This is a genomic window from Streptomyces sp. BPTC-684 (assembly GCF_030028635.1).
GTDB lineage: Bacteria > Actinomycetota > Actinomycetes > Streptomycetales > Streptomycetaceae > Streptomyces > Streptomyces noboritoensis.
The window spans coordinates 2423644-2441655 of the sequence record NZ_CP124863.1; the positions used below are offsets into that span (position 1 = coordinate 2423644).

Consider the following 18012-nt stretch of genomic DNA (forward strand, 5'->3'; position numbering starts at 1 on the left):
GAGTGCAGTGGCAGCCAACGACCGGGCAGCGGGAACCGGCAAGTCCGGCACAGGCTCCGGCAACGAAGCGCTGATGCGTGCCGCGCTGAGCGCCGTCGCGCCCGGCACCGCACTCCGCGACGGCCTGGAGCGCATCCTCCGGGGCAACACGGGCGGCCTGATCGTCCTCGGCCTCGACAAGACGGTCGACTCCATGTGCACGGGCGGGTTCGTCCTGGACGTGGAGTTCACCGCGACGCGGCTGCGCGAGCTGTGCAAGCTGGACGGCGCGCTGGTCCTGGACAAGGACATCACCAAGATCCACCGGGCCGGGGTGCAGCTGGTCCCGGACGCGGGCATCCCCACGGAGGAGACCGGCACCCGCCACCGCACGGCGGACCGGGTCTCCAAGCAGTGCAACTTCCCGGTCGTCTCGGTCTCCCAGTCCATGCGCCTGATCGCGCTGTACGTGGACGGGGAGCGCCGGGTCCTGGAGGAGTCGGCGGCGATCCTCTCGCGCGCGAACCAGGCGCTGGCGACGCTGGAGCGGTACAAGCTGCGCCTGGACGAGGTGGCGGGCACGCTCTCCGCGCTGGAGATCGAGGACCTGGTGACGGTCCGGGACGTCACGGCGGTGGCCCAGCGTCTGGAGATGGTGAGACGCATCGCCACGGAGATCGCCGAGTACGTGGTGGAGTTGGGCACGGACGGGCGGCTGCTCTCGCTCCAGCTGGACGAGCTGATCGCGGGCGTCGAGCCCGAGCGGGAGCTGGTGGTGCGGGACTACGTGCCCGAGCCCACGGCGAAGCGCTCCCGCACGGTGCCGGAGGCGCTGACGGAGCTGAACGAGCTCACCCACGCGGAGCTGCTTGAACTGCCCATAGTGGCGCGGGCGTTGGGCTACAGCGGCTCCCCCGAGACGCTGGACTCCGCGGTCTCCCCCCGCGGCTACCGCCTCCTGGCCAAGGTCCCCCGCCTCCCCGGCGCGATCATCGAACGCCTGGTGGAGCACTTCGGCGGCCTCCAGAAGCTGCTGGCCGCGTCGGTGGACGACCTCCAGACGGTGGACGGCGTCGGCGAGGCGCGTGCGCGCAGCGTCCGCGAGGGGCTGTCGCGCTTGGCGGAGTCGTCGATCCTGGAGCGATACGTCTAGCGAGGACGTGGCTTCGTCTGCGGGCCGTCTGTGGCTGGTCGCGCAGTTCCCCGCGCCCCTAAAGGCGCCCCTGCGGGGCGCCCAGGGGATGCCGCGCAGCGGCATTCAAGGGGCGCGGGGAACTGCGCGAGCAACCCAGCACGGTCCGCAGACGAACGGGGTCCGGGGGCGGAGCCCCGGGGGCTAGTCCTTCGTCAAGGAGAATGGGGCCCGGGCCACCGGCAGGCCCGTGGCCTGGACCTCGAAGAGGTACGTGCCGGGGGCCGGCCCGCCCGGCGGCGGCGTAGCGCAGCGCGCCGCGCTCCGCGTCCGGTCCCACGCCACCACATGCGTGACCGTCGCATTGCCCGGCACCTCGAACAGCACGCTCCCCGACCCGCTGGGACAGTCGTCCGACGCCCACACCTTGCTGTCGCCGGAGCCCGTCACCACGAGCACCGCCCCCTTGGGCCCGAGGTCCGCCTTGCAGGTGGAGGACGCCGTGTTCTGGACGGAGATCTCGACCCGCGGCTTCTCCCCGGGCGCGTACTCGTTCTTCAGGCTCCGGACCGTCAGCTTCAGCTGACCCGGCGCGCAGACCGGCAGCGAGGACCCCGCGGGCACCTGCCGCGCCGTACCGCCCTCGGAGGAGCCGCCGCCGACGGCGCCCGCGCCGCCTCCGGAGGACGAACCCCCGCCGTCCGCGCCCCCGTTGCCGGCGCCGCCGGAGGACGACGACCCGCCCGTACCGCCGCCGGAGGAGGAAGACGACGAGCCGGAGCCGCCCGGGGACTCGTCACGGCCGCCCGGCGCCGTACTGATCGCCGGACCAGAGCTCCCCGGCCCCGGTGTGATCGAGGGAGCCGGGTGGGCGCCCTTGTCGTTGGAGCTGCCCGTACTGCCGCCCCCGCCACCGGAACTGACGGCCCATAGGATCACCACCACGAGCAGCGCGAGCAGGGACAGCGCGACTGCCCTCCGTCGCCAGTAGATGGAGGAGGGAAGCGGCCCGACCGGATTGCGCAGAGATCCCACGGGCGAAACTCTACGAGAGTTCCGCACCAACTCCCGCCCCACCCGCCGCTCGCCCTCCGCAACTTTTCCGGATCATCATTCCGGAAGGCGATGTTCCATACTGTCCGTCACCATGGATAGCGATCTCTACCGCGACATCACCGACTTCGCCCACGACAACCCCTCGTGGCTGCAGCACCTCGTCGAGCTCTGGACGGAGGTGGGGCTGATCCTGTTCGGCGTGCTGTTCGTCGTCTGCTGGTGGCGGGCGCGCCGGGCCGGTTCGACGGCGATGGCCCTGGCGCTGCTCGCGCCGCTGGCGACCGCCGCCGCGTACATCGCCAGCGAGGTGATCAAGTCGCTGGTGGACGAGGAGCGCCCGTGCCGCGCGGTCAAGGGCGCCGCCGCTTCCCTGATCACCTGCCCGGCCAACGGCGACTGGTCGTTCCCCTCCAACCACGCCACCATCGCGGGCGGCGCGGCCGTCGCGCTCGCGCTGGCCTGGCCGCGCATCTGGGCGCTGACCGTGCCGATGGCGCTGCTCATGGCCTTCTCGCGGGTGTACGTGGGCGTGCACTACCCGCACGACGTGGCGGTGGGCCTGCTGCTCGGCACGGCCGTCGCGTTCCTCGTCACCAAGGCCGGCACCCGCCCGGTGCGCTCGCTGGTCGAGTCGATGCGGGCCAGCGGCAACGGCGCGGCCCTCTGGCTGACCGGTCCGGGCGCGCCGCTGCACGCCCGCCGCTGAGCGGCCCGCCGTGCCCGTCGCACCCCCGTTCCGTGCCAGGATCGGGGGTGCCATGACGACGATGCCGACGACCGACCCCGACACGGTCTCCCCCGACGCTCTCCACACCCCCGTCCTCGGGTGGTTCGACCAGCACGCGCGCGACCTGCCCTGGCGCCGCCCCGAGGCCGGTGCCTGGGGGGTGATGGTCAGCGAGTTCATGCTCCAGCAGACGCCCGTGAGCCGGGTGCTCCCGGTGTACGAGCAGTGGCTGGCCCGCTGGCCGCGCCCGGCCGACCTGGCCGCCGACGCGCCGGGCGAGGCCGTGCGCGCCTGGGGGCGGCTCGGCTACCCGCGCCGCGCGCTGCGGCTGCACGGAGCCGCCGTGGCGATAACGGAACGGCACGGCGGCGACGTGCCGCGCGACCACGGACAGCTGCTCTCGCTGCCCGGCATCGGCGAGTACACGGCCGCCGCGGTGGCCTCCTTCGCGTACGGGCAGCGCCACGCGGTCCTGGACACCAACGTGCGCCGGGTCTTCGCGCGGGCCGTCACCGGCGTCCAGTACCCGCCGAACGCCACCACCGCCGCCGAGCGGCGCCTGGCCCGCGCGCTGCTGCCCGACGACGAGGCCCGCGCGGCCCGCTGGGCGGCCGCCTCGATGGAGCTGGGCGCGCTAGTGTGCACGGCCAGGAACGAGGACTGCGGGCGCTGTCCGATCGCCGCGCGCTGCGCCTGGCACGTGGCGGGGAAGCCCGCGCACGACGGTCCGCCGCGCCGCGGCCAGACCTACGCCGGGACCGACCGCCAGGTGCGCGGCAAGCTGCTCGCGGTGCTGCGGGAGGCGGTCGATCCCGTACCGCAGGCCGCGCTGGACGCGGTGTGGCACGAGCCGGTGCAGCGGGCCCGCGCGCTTGACGGCCTCGTCGCGGACGGGCTGGTGGAGCCGCTCGCGGGCGGCGTGTACCGGCTGCCGCTGACCTGACCGAACTTCCCCTCCGGCGGCCCCTGTTGACCGGGGCCGCACCTCTTTCGGATCGCTCTGCGTCACCGCGAGGACACGCCCGTACCCCGTGAAAACACGGGCCAAACCTCCGCTGTTACACAACCGATGGCTCTCCGTGCGCCCCCCGACGGCTGCTCCGCACAGGCCCGTGACAACGGCTCCGTAGCTTCAGTCAGGTAAGTGGGACAGGCAGGGAAAGTCACGGGGACGGAGGCGGTTGGGTATGGCGCACGGCGAGGTGCTCGAGTTCGAAGAGTACGTACGCACCCGGCAGGAGGCCCTGCTGCGCAGCGCCCGGCGGCTCGTTCCGGACCCGGTCGACGCACAGGACCTGCTGCAGACCGCCCTGGCCCGTACGTACGGCCGCTGGGACGGCATCGCCGACAAGGCGCTCGCCGACGCGTACCTGCGCCGCGTGATGATCAACACGCGGACCGAGTGGTGGCGCGCCCGCAAGCTCGAAGAGGTGCCCACCGAGCAGCTGCCGGACGCGCGCATCGAGGACGGCTCCGAGCAGCGCGCCGACCGCGCGCTCCTCATGGACGTACTGAAAGTCCTGGCGCCCAAGCAGCGCAGCGTCGTGGTGCTGCGACACTGGGAGCAGATGAGCACGGAGGAGACCGCCGCGGCCCTCGGGATGTCGGCGGGTACCGTCAAGAGCACGCTGCACCGGGCACTGGCCCGGCTCCGGCAGGAGCTGGAGAGCCGCGAGCTGGACTTCCACGCTCTCGGCAACGCTGAAGGACGCGACGGCCGGGTGGGCCGTCAGGCCGACCGCCGGGTCGGCCGCGAGGAGCGCGACGAAAAGGGGCGGGAGCGGTGCGCGGCCTAGGCAGGGGCAGAGGGGGCGTACTGGCGGCGGGAACCACGGCTATGGCCGGGCTCGCCGCCTTCGGCCTGCTCGCGGCGGGATGCTCGACGGGCGGCACGGGGACGCGCGACGAGGGCGAGGCGCACACCGACAAGGTCGCCTCCCACGCCTCGCCGACGCCGACCGCGACCCCCGAGGCGCCCTTCAAGAAGGTCAACGCCGTCCGGCTGCTCAAGGCCGACCCCAAGGTCAGCGAGCGCGTCAAGGCGGATCTGAAGCCCTGTGTGAAGGACGAGTACCCGATCGACGTCTCCTACGGCCATATGACCGGCGCCACCGGGCAGGACGTCGTGGTGAACGTGATGACCTGCGGAGACGCCGTGGGACTCGGCTCGTATGTGTACCGCGAGGACGGGTCCTCGTACGACAATGTCTTCACCTCCGAGGAGGCGCCCGTCTACGCGGAGATCGACCGGGGCGACCTGGTGGTGACCCGGCAGATGTACGCCAAGGGCGACAAGCCGGCGTTCGCCTCCAGTGAGATCGTGACGACCTACCGCTGGTCGGGTACGAAGTTCACCAAGCACGACCAGGTGGAGAACGACTTCAGCAAGGCGGTCGGCAACGACGAGGGCACCGAGGCGCCGGTACCGGCCTCGCCGTGACCGGGCCTTCCCGGTCACGATCACCCTTGACCGCCCTGACCGCTTTTGAGCCGCATCTGTACGTACGTAAGAAGCGCACGCCGAGGAACTGAGAGCAGCACGATGGCCGAGACCCATGTCCTGTTCGTCGAGGACGACGACGTCATCCGTGAAGCCACCCAGCTCGCGCTGGAGCGCGACGGCTTCACCGTGACCGCCATGCCCGACGGGCTCTCCGGCCTGGAGGCGTTCCGCGCCGACCAGCCGGACATCGCGCTGCTCGACGTGATGCTGCCGGGTCTGGACGGCGTGAGCCTGTGCCGCCGCATCCGCGACGAGTCGACCGTCCCCGTGATCATGCTGTCCGCGCGCGCGGACTCGATCGACGTGGTGCTCGGCCTGGAGGCGGGCGCGGACGACTACGTGACCAAGCCGTTCGACGGGGCCGTGCTGGTCGCCCGCATCCGTGCCGTGCTGCGGCGCTTCGGGCACGCGGGCGGGCCCGGCGCGGGCGCGGCCGACACGGACGGGGAGCCGGAGCGCGGGGTGCTCGCCTTCGGTGACCTGGAGGTCGACACCGAGGGCATGGAGGTCCGCAAGGGCGGTGAGACGGTCGCCCTGACGCCTACCGAGATGCGGCTGCTCCTGGAGTTCTCCTCGGCGCCCGGTACCGTCCTCTCCCGCGACAAGCTCCTTGAGCGGGTGTGGGACTACGGGTGGGGCGGTGACACGCGCGTGGTGGACGTCCATGTACAGCGGCTGCGTACGAAGATCGGGCAGGACCGGATCGAGACCGTGCGTGGCTTCGGCTACAAACTGAAGGCGTGAGCGCGGGCGTGGGCACGGGCGTGAGCGCGGGGTCGGTTTCGGGTTGGGGTACGGGGTCGGTTTCGGGTGCGGGGTCGGTTTCGGGTGCGGGTGTGAGTGCAGTGTGGGTGAGGGGCGCGTGAGGCGGCCCACCCTGCGGACGGGGGTCCGCTGGAAGATCAGCATCGCCATCACCGCGGTCGGTGCGCTGACCGTGATCGCGCTCAGCCTCGTCGTGCACAACGCGGCCCGGGTCTCGATGCTCGACAACGCGCGCGACCTCCAGCTCGACCGCGTGCTGTTCGCGCAGCGCATCTACGAGACGAGCAAGCAGACGCGGTTCGGCGCGAAGCTCAACGACCCGGCGCTGCCGGCCGATCTGAAGGCCAAGACGGACCGGGGCCGCAAGGCCACGTCCGTGGCGGAGGGCAAGAACGGCGTGCCCGACATCTGGGCGGCCGTGCCGGTCGGCAACGGCGACGTCCTGTCGCTGCACAGCACGTTCACCGACCGCAGCTCGAACGTCATCTCCGACCTGGACCGGGCCCTGGTCATCGGGTCTGTCGCGGTCGTGTTCGGCGGGTGCGCGCTCGGCATCCTGATCGGCGGGCAGATCTCGCGGCGGCTGCGGAAGGCCGCGGCGGCGGCGACGAAGGTGGCCGAGGGGCATACGGACGTACGCGTACGGGACGCGATCGGCGGGGTCGTGCGCGACGAGACCGACGAGCTGGCTCGGGCGGTCGACGCGCTGACGGACGCGCTGCAGGAGCGGCTGGAGGCGGAGCGCCGGGTCACGGCGGACATCGCGCACGAGTTGCGTACGCCGGTGACGGGGCTGCTGACCGCGGCCGAGCTGCTGCCGCCGGGGCGTCCTACTGAGCTGGTACGGAACCGGGCTCAGGCGATGCGGACGCTGGTGGAGGACGTGCTGGAGGTCGCGCGGCTGGACAGCGCGTCCGAGCGGGCGGAGCTCCAGGAGATCGCGCTCGGGGAGTTCGTGAGCCGGCGGGTGGCGGTGCTGGATCCGGAGGTGGCCGTACGGGTCGTCCACGAGTCCTGGGTGAACACGGATCCGCGTCGGCTTGAGCGGATCCTGGGGAATCTGCTGGGGAACGCGGCGAAGCACGGGAAGGGGCCGGTGGAGGTCACCGTGGAGGGGCGTGTGGTGCGCATCCGCGACCACGGGCCCGGGTTCCCGGAGGCGCTGCTGCGGGAGGGGCCGAGCCGGTTCCGCACGGGCAGCAGCGACCGGGCGGGCCACGGCCACGGCCTGGGCCTGACGATCGCGGCGGGCCAGGCTCGGGTACTGGGCGCGCGCCTGACGTTCCGCAACGCGGCGGGTTCCCCGTCGGCGCCGGGCGGCGCGATCGCGGTCCTGTGGCTCCCGGAACACGCCCCGACGGCGACGGGGAGCTTCCCGATTCTGCCGCCGCAGGGGTAGGGGGGTCGGTGGTCGGTGCCGGGTGGCTCCGACCGGTGCCTGGCGGTGCCGGGTGGCTCCGACCGGTGCCTGCGGCGCAATGCTGGGGTCCGGTGGGGGTGGCGCCCGTCCGGTGGTGGGGTGGGTGGGGGTGCGGAGGGGTATCTCCTCTTTCGTCGCGCGCTCGGCCCCCACACGCCTTCGGCCACTCATGCGCTCCTCCTTGCGGGGACACCCCTCCACACCCCCACCCACGACCGTGCCAGCGACCCCCCGCAGTCGAGACCCCGGGCTGGCGAAGCCGCCTGGGGCTCAACCCCGGATACCCCCCTCCCCTACCTCACCTCGCCCCCGGCCTGGGGCGAGGCCCATGGCGGGGGGGCAGGGGCCGCAGGCCCCGCCCCTCAGGGGCGCGGGGAACTGCGCGACCAGCCACAGACGACCCGCAGACGAACGGGGCCGGGGCGAAGCCCCGAAGCGGGGGGCAGGGGGCAGGGGCCGGAGGCCAGGCCGGGGGTCCGGGGGGGCGAAGCTCCCGTAAGGCCGACCCGCCCCGGTAGCGCCCACCCGCTCCAGGAGGGGTACAGGGGCGCAGCCCCGCCGGGGGATCTGGGGGCGAGGTCCCCGTAAGCCCACCCACCCCGGTAGCCCCCCACCCCCAGCGGGCGCAGCCCCCACCAGGGGTGCAGGGGGCGGAGCCCCCGCTCGGGTCTGGGGGCGGAGCCCCCAGTAGGCCTCCCTCCCACCCCCCGGCCGCCCGCCCAGGGCTTTCGGGAAGGGGCGGGGTGGGGGAATCAACCCCCCGGGCACCACGAAGGCCTCCGGGGGACAGGGTCCGGGGGCCTTCGGGCGGGGGAGCGGGTCAGACGCGTTGGCGTACCGTCGGCGCCGCAGCCGGCTCGGCCGGGGCCGGGCCGTCAGCCACCTCCGCCGGGGCGGAAGCGTCGGCCAGGGCCGCATCCGAAGGCTTCGGCCCGGCCCCCCGCAGCGGCACCTCCTTCACGAACAGCGAAGCCACCACCGCGCCGAGCGCGACCGCCGCACCGAGGACGAACGCCCCGTGCGTGCCGGACGACACCGCGTGCTGGTACGCCTCCCGCAGCGGCACCGGCAGCTTCGCCAGGCTCGCCGCGTCGAGCTGGGCGGACTGCTGGGTGACCCCGGCCCCGCCCCGCGCGGTCATCTCGTCCTGGACCCGGCTGTTGAAGAGCGCGCCCATGATGGCCACACCGAAGGAGGAGCCGAGCGTACGGGCCAGCGTGCTCGTCGAGGAGCCGACGCCGATGTCCTTCATCTCGACGCTGTTCTGCGCCACCAGCATGGTGATCTGGAGCAGGCAGCCCATGCCCGCGCCGAGGATCGCCATGTACAGGCCGGAGGTCAGCCGCGTGGTGCCCGTGTCCATCGTGGAGAGGAGGTAGAGGCCCGTCACCATGAGGATGCTGCCGACGATCGGGAACGCCTTGTAGCGGCCCGTGGACGTCGTGACCCGGCCCGCGAAGAGCGAGACGACCGTCATCGAGAGCAGCATCGGGAGGAGGAGCAGGCCTGAGTTCGTGGCCGAGGCTCCCTGCACCGACTGCTGGTAGAGGGGGAGGAACAACACCGCGCCGAACATCACGAACCCCGTGATGAACGCGATCGTCGCCATCAGCGAGAAGTTGCGGCTGCGGAAGATGTGCAGCGGCACGATCGGCTCCGCCGCCTTCGTCTCGACGAAGAAGAAGCCGACCAGGGCCGCGACGCCCAGCGCGATCAGCTCCATGATCCGGGCCGAACCCCAGGCGTACTCCGTCCCGCCCCACGTGGTGACCAGCACGATCGCGGTGATCCCGATGGTCAGCAGCACCGTACCGAGGTAGTCGATCTTCGGCTTGGACTTCTTCTTCGGGAGGTGCAGGACGGCCGTCACCATCGCGAGCGCGACCGCGCCGAGGGGCAGGTTGATGTAGAAGGACCAGCGCCAGCCGAGGTGATCGGTGATGGAGCCGCCGACCAGCGGGCCGCCGATCATGGCGATGCCCATGACGCCGGCCATCATGCCCTGGTACTTGCCCCGCTCGCGGGGCGGGATCAGTTCGCCGATGATCGCCATGACCCCGACGATCAGACCGCCGGCGCCCAGGCCCTGGATCGCCCGGAAGCCGATCAGCTGGCCCATGCCCTGGGCCATGCCGCTGAGCGCGGAGCCCGCCAGGAAGACGACTATGGAGCTGAGGAAGGCGCCCTTGCGGCCGTACATGTCGCCGAGCTTGCCCCAGATGGGCGTCGAGGCGGCGGTGGCCAGGGTGTACGCGGTGACCACCCAGGACAGATGGGCCATGCCGCCCAGGTCGCCGACGATGGTGGGCATCGCGGTACCGACGATCATGTTGTCGAGCATCGCGAGGAGCATCGCGATCATCAGGGCCAGCAGGACCACACGGGTGCTGCGCTGCTTCGGCCCCGCCTCTGGAGCCGCGGCCGCATTAGCCTCCGGCTGGATTTGTTGTGCCATCTCTCCCACTCCCCGCCCCACACTTACTTGCCGCCCGGCTAGTTACTACACTGGGGAAAGTAGACCCCTTACTAGCCGGGCGTCAAGTAAGTTTTCAGGAGAGCTCGATGGCCAGAGGCAACACCCGCCAGCGCATCCAGGATGTGGCCCTGGAGCTCTTCGGCGAGCAGGGGTACGAGAAGACCTCGCTGCGCGAGATCGCGGAGCGGCTCGACGTCACCAAGGCGGCGCTCTACTACCACTTCAAAACCAAGGAAGACATCCTGGTGAGTTTGTTTGAGGACCTCACCCGGCCGATGGATGAACTTCTGGAATGGGGTCGGACTCAGCCTCAGACCTTGGAATCCAAGATCGAGGTTCTGCGACGTTACAGCGACGCTCTGACCGGCGCCGCCCCGCTCTTCCGCTTCATGCAGGAGAACCAGGCCACCGTCCGCGAGCTGTCCATCGGGGAGAACTTCAAGGACCGCGTCCTCGCGATGGTCGAGCTGATCAAGGACCCGGACGCGCCCCTGACCGACCAGATCCGCTGCTTCACCGCGCTCTTCTCCATGCACGTCGGCATGCACGCCCTCAAGGACCTCGAAGGCGACCCCGAGGAGAAGCGCAAGGCCATCCTCGAAGTCGCCATCGATCTTGTTACCCAGGCCCACGGAGGCGGGCGCTAGCCCCCGGTTACGGTCGTCAGACCGTGACGCCCGCCGTGCGGAGGAACGCCACCGGGTTGACCGCCGAGCCGTAGTTCGCCGTCGTGCGGATCTCGAAGTGCAGGTGCGGGCCGCTGGAGTTGCCGGTGTTGCCGGAGAGCGCGATCCGCTGGTCGGTGGAGATCGTCTGCCCGATGCGGACGTCGATCCGCGACAGGTGCGCGTACTGCGAGTACGTGTGGTCGGCGTGCCGGATCACGACGGCGTTGCCGTACGCCGGGCCGTCGCCGCCGCCGTTGGGGCCGGCCTTGACGACCGTGCCCGCGTGCACGGCCTTGACCGGGGTGCCGACCGGCACCGCGAAGTCCTGGCCGGAGTGCTTGTGCGCCCACATCGAGCCGCCGGTGCCGAAGGTGGCGCTGAGCTTGTACGTGTCCACCGGGTCCACCCACGCCACGGTCTTCTTGGCCGCCGCCTTCCCGGCCTGCGCCGCCGCCTTGGCCTGCGCGTCGGCCTGCGCGGCGACGGAAGCGGCCGCACCGGCCAGCGCCGGGGTCCCCGCCTTGTCGGCGGCGACGGCCGTTCCGGCACCCAGCAGGGCCGTCGCTCCCATGCCCGCGCCCACGGCGGCGGCGCACAGGCGGAGGACGGTCGGGCGGGAAGTGCGGGAAACGGAGCGCTGGGACATGCGGGGACATCCTCCGGGTGGACGACAGGGGCAGAAGCAGGCCCGGCACACGAGCGGCGCGCCGGGCTGCACCCCTTGGTAACCCGCACTCCCACTTAGACCCAAAACGCCCATCTACTAACGAAAGCCGTAACGATCACCGGCGGAATTCGGCCCGGGCACGGGTCATGTGCTGCTATCTGTCGTAGTAGAGGGCCGGGGGCTTGTGCGCCTTGTCACCGCTCGGCCCCGTCCGGCGGGACCTAAGTCCTTCCTTTTCGGGACCAAGGTCCCGTGACCACGGCTACGCTGGCGCGTCGTGGAACCCGGACTCCTCACCGCCAAAGTCGCGTCCGCCGCCATCACCCCGCTGATCCGCAAGCTGTTCGCCGCCGAACCGGCCGGTGCCGGTCTGGCCGAGCAACCGGTCCGGATCTCGTCGTACGTCTCCTTCCGGGGCGAGAAGCGCACGCTCGGGCAGGCGGATCTGCGCGCCCTCGCCGCCAAGCTGGTCAGGGCCGCCCTGCGGTCCGGCGAGCGGCCCATCCCGGCGGACGAGGAGCGGGCCGTGGCCGACGCGCTCGCCCGGACCCTCCACGCACTGGGCGAGCTCACCCTCAGCGACGCCGAGGCGGTCGCCCTGGGCCATCGGGAACTCGCCCGCGAGCTGCGCCGCGCGGGCGACCACCCCGAGCGCCACCTCTCCGCCGACGCCACCCACTTCTACGAACGCCTCCTCGACACCGCCTGTCTGCACATCCTGAACTTCTTCACCCAGCGCTCCACCTTCGTGGCCGCCACCCTCGTCGAGCAGAGCCGTCGGCAGAGCGAACTCATCGCCCGTATGGATGAGTTGATCGCGCGGACGCCCCGCCCGGACGCGGAGGACGGGAAGTTCGAGGCGCGCTATCTCGCGCATCTGGCGAAGAAGCACGGCAAGTTGACGATCTACGGGATCGATCTCGCCAACTCGCCGCGCAAGTGGCCCCTGGACACCGCGTATCTGAGGCTGGAGGTGGTGGGGCGCGCCGCCAGGCCGTGGCGCACCCGCGATGAGCGCGCGCCGGTGCCGGGCGCCGTGAGCGCCGGGGAGGACTTCGCTCCCCGCCCCGCCGACCGCGTACTCGCCGACCACGAGCGCGTACTGCTGCGCGGCGAGGCCGGTTCCGGCAAGACCACGCTCGTCCAGTGGCTCGCCCTGTCCGCCGCGCGCGACGACCTCGACCACGGGACCGCGTACCTCTACGACCGCATCCCCTACGTCCTGCCGCTGCGCACCCTCACCCGCCACGGGGCACGGCTGCCCGCGCCCAAGGACTTCCTGGCCGCCGTCGGCTCCCCGCTGGCGGGCGAGCAGCCGCCCGGCTGGGAGTCCAGGGTCCTGGAGGACGGGCGCGGTCTGCTCCTGGTCGACGGCATCGACGAGATCCCGGACGCCGAACGCGCCCACACCCGGGGCTGGCTGAGCGATCTGATCGAGGCCTACCCCGGCAACCACTGGCTGGTCACCTCGCGCCCCTCGGCGGTGGGCGAGGACTGGCTCGGCGACGAGGACTTCACCGAGCTCACGCTCTGCCCGATGGGCCCGGCGGACGTGGCCGCGTTCGTCCGGCGCTGGCACACGGCGGCGCGGGCCGGGGCGGACGACGACGGCGAGCTCACCGCGTACGAGAGCCAGCTCCTCGAAGCCGTGCGCGCCAAGCCGGACCTCGGGCGCCTGGCCACCAACCCGCTGATGTGCGGCCTGATCTGCGCCCTCCACCGCGACCGGCGCGGCTTCCTGCCGTACGGCCGCAAGGACCTGTACGACGCGGCGCTCTCCATGCTGCTGATCCGCCGCGACCGCGAGCGCGACATGCGGGTGCCCGAGCGCCGCCAGGAGCCGCAGATCCAGCTGCTCCAGCAGCTCGCGTACTGGCTGATCCGCAACGGCCGCACCGAGATGGACCGCACCCGCGCCGAGACGGTCATCGCGGAGCTGCTCCCCTCCGTACCGGAGCTGGCCGAGCTCGGCGACGCGCGGGCCGTCTTCGAGCACTTCCTGCACCGCAGCGGCCTGCTGCGCGAACCCGCCCCCGGGACCGTCGACTTCATCCACCGCACCTTCCAGGACTACCTGGGCGCACGGGCGGCCGTGGAGGCCGGCGACCTCGGCCTGCTCGTCGCGCACTCCGCCGACGACCAGTGGGAGGACGTCATCCGCATGGCCGTCGCCCACGCGCGCCCGCGCGAGCGCGTGGAGCTGTTCGGGGAGCTGCTGCGGTACGGAGACGAGCACGCCGACACCGCCGTACGCACCCGCGTCCACCTGCTCGCGGCCACCTGCCTGGAGCACGCGCCCGAACTCGCCGCCGAGGTGCGGGCCGAGGTCGAGCGGCGCACGGCCGCGCTGATCCCGCCGCGCGACCTGGTGGCCGCGCGGGCGCTCGCGGCGGCGGGCCCGATGATCCTGGACCTGCTGCCGGGGCCGGAGGGGCTGGACAAGTACACGGCCGAGGCGGTCGTCACCGCCGCGTCGTACGTGGAGTCGGAGCGCGCGATCGGATTCCTGGCCCGCTTCGGCCGCCACCCGGCCCGGCGGGTGAGGGCCCAGCTCGTCTGGTCCTGGGGCCGGTTCGACACCCGGCAGTACGCCGACGAGGTCATCGCCGGAATCGACCCCGAGGACATCCTCTTCACCGTCACCTCCGACGAGCAGCTGCGCGCCCTGCGGGCACTCGGCACCCGGCCGCAGCTGGAAACGCGCGGCGACGTCTCGTCGGAGGCCCTGCGGGTGTACGCGGCCGAGGCCTCGCTCACGCGGGTGCGGCTGCGGGAGAACCCGGCCCTGGAGGACCTGTCGTTCCTGGCGGGCCCGCACCCGCTCACGGACCTGAGCGTGCACGACTGCCCCCGGTTGACGGACCTCTCGGACCTGCACGACAAGCCGCTGACGGACCTCTCGCTGAGCGGCATCGGCAACGCGGACCTCAGCACCCTCAGCTCGCTGCGCCACCTCCGCTCACTCACCCTGACCGGCGACGGGCTGAGCTGGTCGTCGGACGCGCTCCCGGCGACGGCCCCGCTGGAGGCGCTCGACATCAGCGGGGCGGCGGCGGGCGGCCTGTGGGGCCTGGCCGCCGCCACCCCGGCCCTGACCGGGCTGTACCTCGGGCCGTGGAGCAGCCCCCAGGACGCCGGGGAGTGGGCGGAAGTGGCCCGTGTCCCCCGTCTGCGCGCCCTGCAGACGACGGGCGCGTCACTGGCCGCCGCCCCCGCGAGGCTCTCCCTGCCGTCCGTGTTCCAGGTGTTCCTGGTCGATCACGTGCCACCGGCCGTCCTCGCCCGCCTCGCGGACCTCTTCCCGCGCCTGCACGTCCTGAACCTCTGGGCGTACCAGCAGGACTACGACGTGAGCCGGCTCGCGGCCCCGCCGACGCTGCTCCAGATCCACGTCCAGTCCGCCCATTCTGTGATCGGGAGGGAACAACTTCCGGAAGGCGTCAAGGTGTTCGCCGGTGGGGTGGAGGTGACCGCGTGATGAGCGACTTCCAGGGCTCCCGGCACGTCGTGGCCGTGTTCGGTGCCATGCAGGGCACGGGGGTGCTGATCGGCTCCGGGCTGGTGCTGACCTGTGCGCATCTCGGGCTCGACGCCGAGGTGACCGTCGCGGTCCCCTGGCTGCGCGGGAAGACCACGTGCCACGTGGTCTGGCAGGACGCGGATCTCGACGCCGCCCTGCTGTCGTCCGGCTCGGGTTGGCGGCAGATCGCGCAGCTCGCCGGTGCCCGGCTCGGCGCGGTCGCCACCGAACGCCCGCTCCCCTACTGCGAGATCATCGGCTTCCCGGACGTCCAGCGGTACGACGGCGGCCGGCTGGAACTCGACCAGCTCACCGGGACCGTCCTGCCCGTCGCGGGCCGCCTCCGCCAGAAGCTGACCTTCGAGTTCGACCGCCCGCCCGCGACCGAGCGGCGCGACGGCACCTCCCCGCTCGCCGGGCTCTCCGGCGCGCCCGTGTTCGCGGGCGGCACGGTGGTCGGCCTGGTCAAGGAGGTGCCGAGGGGGCGCGGACACCGGCGCGTGGAGTGCGTACCGGTGGCGGCCCTCGTGGCGAACGACGGTTTCACCACATGGTGCGCCGACCACGACGCGCCTGTGACGCCACTGCCGGAAGTCACCGCCGAGTACGGGGACGACATCGCGTACGAGGAGGAGTACGCGAAGGCTCTGCGCGCCCAGTACCGCCGCACCCGGATCTTCGGGCTCGACGAGCTGAACCGGCACGACGCGGAGTGGGACCTGGACACGGCGTATCTGAGCCTGGAGGCACAGGCGAAGGGGCCCGGAACGCCCGGCCTTCCGGATGCCGGGGCGCCCCAGCGCATCGACGCGCTGCTCGCCTCCCGTCCGCGCGTCCTGCTGCGGGGCGAGGCGGGCGCGGGCAAGACGACCCTGGTGTGGTGGCTGGCCGCGCACGCGGCGGCGGGCACGCTCGGGCCCCAACTGGCCGATCTGAACGGCCTGGTGCCGTTCGTCGTGCCGCTGCGCACCCTGCGCGCCCAGGGCGGCGCCTACCCGAAGCCCAGCGAACTCCCGTACGCCGCACGGCTGGTGGTCGACGACGCGCCGGACGGCTGGGCGGCGCGGGTCCTGAAGACCGGGCGGGCGATGCTGCTCGTGGACGGGCTCGACGAGGTCCCCCAGGACGACCGGGAGGAGGCCCACCGCTGGCTCTCCAACCTCCTGGAGCGCTATCCGCAGGTGCGGTGCGTGGCGACCGTACGCCCGCTCGCGGTGGAGCCGGGGTGGCTGCGGCGCGCCGCGTTCGAGGAGCTGCGGCTGCTGCCGATGCGGGACGAGGACATCCAGGCGTTCGTGGCCGCCTGGCACCGGGCGGCCCGGCTTGACAGCGACCCGCACGAGCCGCTCGACGAGCTGGAGCGGGACCTCGCCCACCAGTTCCGCACCAACGCGGCACTGGCCGCCCTCGCCCGTACGCCCCTGCTCTGCGCGGTCATCTGCGCCCTGCACCGCCTACGGCAGGGCTTCCTGCCGAAGACCCGCTGGGACCTGTACCAGTCGGCCCTGCGCATGCTCCTCGGCAACCGCGACGAGCGCCGCAAGGTGGGCGCGCCGGAGCGGATCACCCTCACGGTGGAGGAGTCCACGCAGCTCCTCCAGCGGATCGCGGTGTGGCTGGTGCGGGAGGGGCAGACGGAGTTCACGGCGGAACAGGCCAGGCTCCGGATCCTGCGGGCCCTGCCGGGAATGCCGCGCGTACGGGAACAGGGCACCCCGGAGTTGGTCCTGCGCCACCTCCTCAACCGCAGCGGCCTGCTCCAGGAACGCGGCAGCGACGTCTACCAGTTCACACACCGCACGTTCCAGGACTTCCTGGCGGCGAAGGAACTGGTGGAGGACGACCACATCAAGGAGTTGGTCCAGCACGCCACGGAGGAACAGTGGCAGGACGTGATCCTGCTGGCGGCGGGGCATTGCGGACGGGGTCAACTGCCGGAACTGGTCAATGGGTTACTGAAGGCGGGGGGAAAACGAGCCCCCGAGGTCCATGTACTGGCCGCGCTCTGCGCTCAGCACGCGGCGTGGCTCGATGAGCAGACCAGTGAACGGGTGAAACGGAGCATTGCAGCCCTGTTGCCGCCGACGGGCTCACACACGATCGCTTTGCTGTCCCGTCTCGGTCCTGCCCTGCTCACGCAGTTGCCCATGCCGGATGACCTCGGGATCGATTCATCCGGGGCGGGCGGTATTGCCGCGCTGATCAGCAGGATCGGCGGAGCCGAGGCCATCCCCTACGCACGCGCCTGGGCCTCTCACGGCCATAGGGCGGCGGATCAGTTCGCCAGCACATGGGATCGCTACCCCACCGCCGCATACGCGCGCGAGGTGCTCTCGCAGATCTCATGGGCAGACATCCCGTTGCGTGTCACATCGAAAGACCAGCTGGACGAGCTCCGAGCTCTCCCTGCCGTCCAAGAGGCGGTCATCGTGGGCGACTTCACCGCCGAGGAACTGGCGGGCCCTCTGGACAACCTGTCGCTCCGCACCGTAAGCGTGGTGTCCAACGATGCCCTGTCCAGTCTTTCCTTCCTCCATGGTGTCCATGGACTTCGCCGACTGGCCGTCGACCGCTGCTCCGTCCTTGAGGATTTCTCCGCTCTTACGGGGCTCACAGCCCTCGAATCCCTCTATCTCGGCGGGATGGGGGCCGATGGCCTGGCAGCGGTATCGGTGCATACCGGAGTCAGGCACCTGCACATGGGCGTGATGGGAGATCCGAGCGGGCTGGATGCATGGCAGGGGCTGTCGCACTTTTCGGTGCAGGGGGCATCGGACCCGGCCGGCCTCCTCGCTCAGGTGGCGAGAATGCCGAGGCTCACTTCTTTGGACCTCAAGGTGGGCATTCCGCGGGAGCTCCTCAGTGGCCCACCTTGCCCGCAGATCCGCACAGTCCGTCTGGACGTGTCGAACACCGTCGTCGATTACCGGCACCTGCCCCGGGTGTTCCCCGCGCTGGAGACGCTGAGACTCACGTCCTTGACCAGACCGCAGCTGAGCCGTGAAGAGCGCAAAAACCTCCGCACCCTGCCCGGAGTGACCGTCACCGTGAACGGCCGGCCCCTCTGACCGTACGCACGAAAAGGGGCTGCCCCGGCCC

The 18012-nt window shown here is 71.9% G+C and carries 13 protein-coding genes; 10 read left to right on the forward strand and 3 right to left on the reverse strand.

Annotated features, from left to right (window positions below; all coding sequences use genetic code 11):
• The first annotated feature begins 7 nt into the window (after positions 1-7).
• Positions 8-1132, forward strand: coding sequence for a DNA integrity scanning diadenylate cyclase DisA (gene disA, locus QIY60_RS10820; protein ID WP_283142212.1), 1125 nt, complete (start codon positions 8-10; stop codon positions 1130-1132).
• A gap of 183 nt (positions 1133-1315) precedes the next feature.
• Here the strand turns inward: disA and QIY60_RS10825 are convergent, their stop codons facing one another.
• The gene (locus QIY60_RS10825) at positions 1316-2146 is read right to left on the reverse strand and encodes a hypothetical protein (RefSeq protein WP_283142213.1); all 831 of its coding nucleotides are present in this window, start codon (positions 2144-2146) and stop codon (positions 1316-1318) included.
• Between the two features lie 112 nt (positions 2147-2258).
• On the opposite strand from QIY60_RS10825, the gene QIY60_RS10830 reads away from it, so the two are divergent.
• The 6 genes from QIY60_RS10830 (at position 2259) to cseC (ending at position 7561) form a co-directional block, all read left to right on the forward strand.
• Entirely contained in the window at positions 2259-2873 is a 615-nt protein-coding gene (locus QIY60_RS10830; protein WP_283142214.1) for a phosphatase PAP2 family protein, read from the forward strand.
• A gap of 61 nt (positions 2874-2934) precedes the next feature.
• Complete coding sequence (locus QIY60_RS10835; protein WP_283145892.1) at positions 2935-3837, forward strand: A/G-specific adenine glycosylase; 903 nt, start codon at positions 2935-2937, stop codon at positions 3835-3837.
• Positions 3838-4081: 244 nt separating this feature from the next.
• Entirely contained in the window at positions 4082-4690 is a 609-nt protein-coding gene (locus tag QIY60_RS10840) for a SigE family RNA polymerase sigma factor (protein WP_283142215.1), read from the forward strand.
• 41 nt (positions 4691-4731) lie between these two features.
• A complete protein-coding gene (locus QIY60_RS10845; RefSeq protein ID WP_283142216.1) occupies positions 4732-5334 on the forward strand; it encodes a hypothetical protein in 603 nt (200 codons plus the stop codon).
• Positions 5335-5436: 102 nt separating this feature from the next.
• Positions 5437-6141 (forward strand): two-component system response regulator CseB, encoded by a 705-nt coding sequence (gene cseB, locus QIY60_RS10850; protein ID WP_283142217.1) that lies wholly within the window; start codon positions 5437-5439, stop codon positions 6139-6141.
• A gap of 118 nt (positions 6142-6259) precedes the next feature.
• The gene (gene cseC / locus QIY60_RS10855; protein WP_283142218.1) at positions 6260-7561 is read left to right on the forward strand and encodes a two-component system sensor histidine kinase CseC; all 1302 of its coding nucleotides are present in this window, start codon (positions 6260-6262) and stop codon (positions 7559-7561) included.
• A gap of 841 nt (positions 7562-8402) precedes the next feature.
• Here cseC and QIY60_RS10860 read toward each other — a convergent pair.
• The gene (locus QIY60_RS10860) at positions 8403-10037 is read right to left on the reverse strand and encodes an MDR family MFS transporter (protein ID WP_283142219.1); all 1635 of its coding nucleotides are present in this window, start codon (positions 10035-10037) and stop codon (positions 8403-8405) included.
• 107 nt (positions 10038-10144) lie between these two features.
• Here QIY60_RS10860 and QIY60_RS10865 point away from each other — a divergent pair, with 107 nt between their 5' ends.
• Positions 10145-10705, forward strand: a complete 561-nt coding sequence (locus QIY60_RS10865) for a TetR/AcrR family transcriptional regulator (protein WP_283142220.1) — start codon at positions 10145-10147, stop codon at positions 10703-10705.
• A gap of 16 nt (positions 10706-10721) precedes the next feature.
• Here the strand turns inward: QIY60_RS10865 and QIY60_RS10870 are convergent, their stop codons facing one another.
• Positions 10722-11372: a M23 family metallopeptidase gene (locus QIY60_RS10870; RefSeq protein ID WP_283142221.1), complete on the reverse strand. Its 651-nt coding sequence runs from the start codon at positions 11370-11372 to the stop codon at positions 10722-10724.
• Between the two features lie 298 nt (positions 11373-11670).
• Here QIY60_RS10870 and QIY60_RS10875 point away from each other — a divergent pair, with 298 nt between their 5' ends.
• Together QIY60_RS10875 and QIY60_RS10880 are read left to right on the forward strand one after the other, a co-directional pair.
• On the forward strand, positions 11671-14871 hold the full coding sequence (locus tag QIY60_RS10875; protein ID WP_283142222.1) for an NACHT domain-containing protein: 3201 nt from the start codon (positions 11671-11673) through the stop codon (positions 14869-14871).
• Positions 14871-17981 carry a serine protease gene (locus QIY60_RS10880; protein WP_283142223.1) on the forward strand — a complete coding sequence of 1037 codons (3111 nt, stop codon included), beginning with the start codon at positions 14871-14873 and terminating at the stop codon, positions 17979-17981. The genes QIY60_RS10875 and QIY60_RS10880 overlap by 1 nt, the downstream gene beginning before the upstream one ends.
• The last annotated feature ends 31 nt before the right edge of the window (positions 17982-18012 follow it).

Excerpts from the sequence above, each read along its gene's own strand:
- QIY60_RS10830 (WP_283142214.1), top strand. The coding sequence starts at position 2,259 with ATGGATAGCGATCTCTACCGCGACATCACCGACTTCGCCCACGACAAC.
- QIY60_RS10835 (WP_283145892.1), top strand. The coding sequence starts at position 2,935 with ATGCCGACGACCGACCCCGACACGGTCTCCCCCGACGCTCTCCACACC.
- QIY60_RS10840 (WP_283142215.1), top strand. The coding sequence starts at position 4,082 with ATGGCGCACGGCGAGGTGCTCGAGTTCGAAGAGTACGTACGCACCCGG.
- QIY60_RS10845 (WP_283142216.1), top strand. The coding sequence starts at position 4,732 with ATGGCCGGGCTCGCCGCCTTCGGCCTGCTCGCGGCGGGATGCTCGACG.
- cseB (WP_283142217.1), top strand. The coding sequence starts at position 5,437 with ATGGCCGAGACCCATGTCCTGTTCGTCGAGGACGACGACGTCATCCGT.
- QIY60_RS10860 (WP_283142219.1), bottom strand. The coding sequence starts at position 10,037 with ATGGCACAACAAATCCAGCCGGAGGCTAATGCGGCCGCGGCTCCAGAG.
- QIY60_RS10865 (WP_283142220.1), top strand. The coding sequence starts at position 10,145 with ATGGCCAGAGGCAACACCCGCCAGCGCATCCAGGATGTGGCCCTGGAG.
- QIY60_RS10870 (WP_283142221.1), bottom strand. The coding sequence starts at position 11,372 with ATGTCCCAGCGCTCCGTTTCCCGCACTTCCCGCCCGACCGTCCTCCGC.
- QIY60_RS10880 (WP_283142223.1), top strand. The coding sequence starts at position 14,871 with ATGAGCGACTTCCAGGGCTCCCGGCACGTCGTGGCCGTGTTCGGTGCC.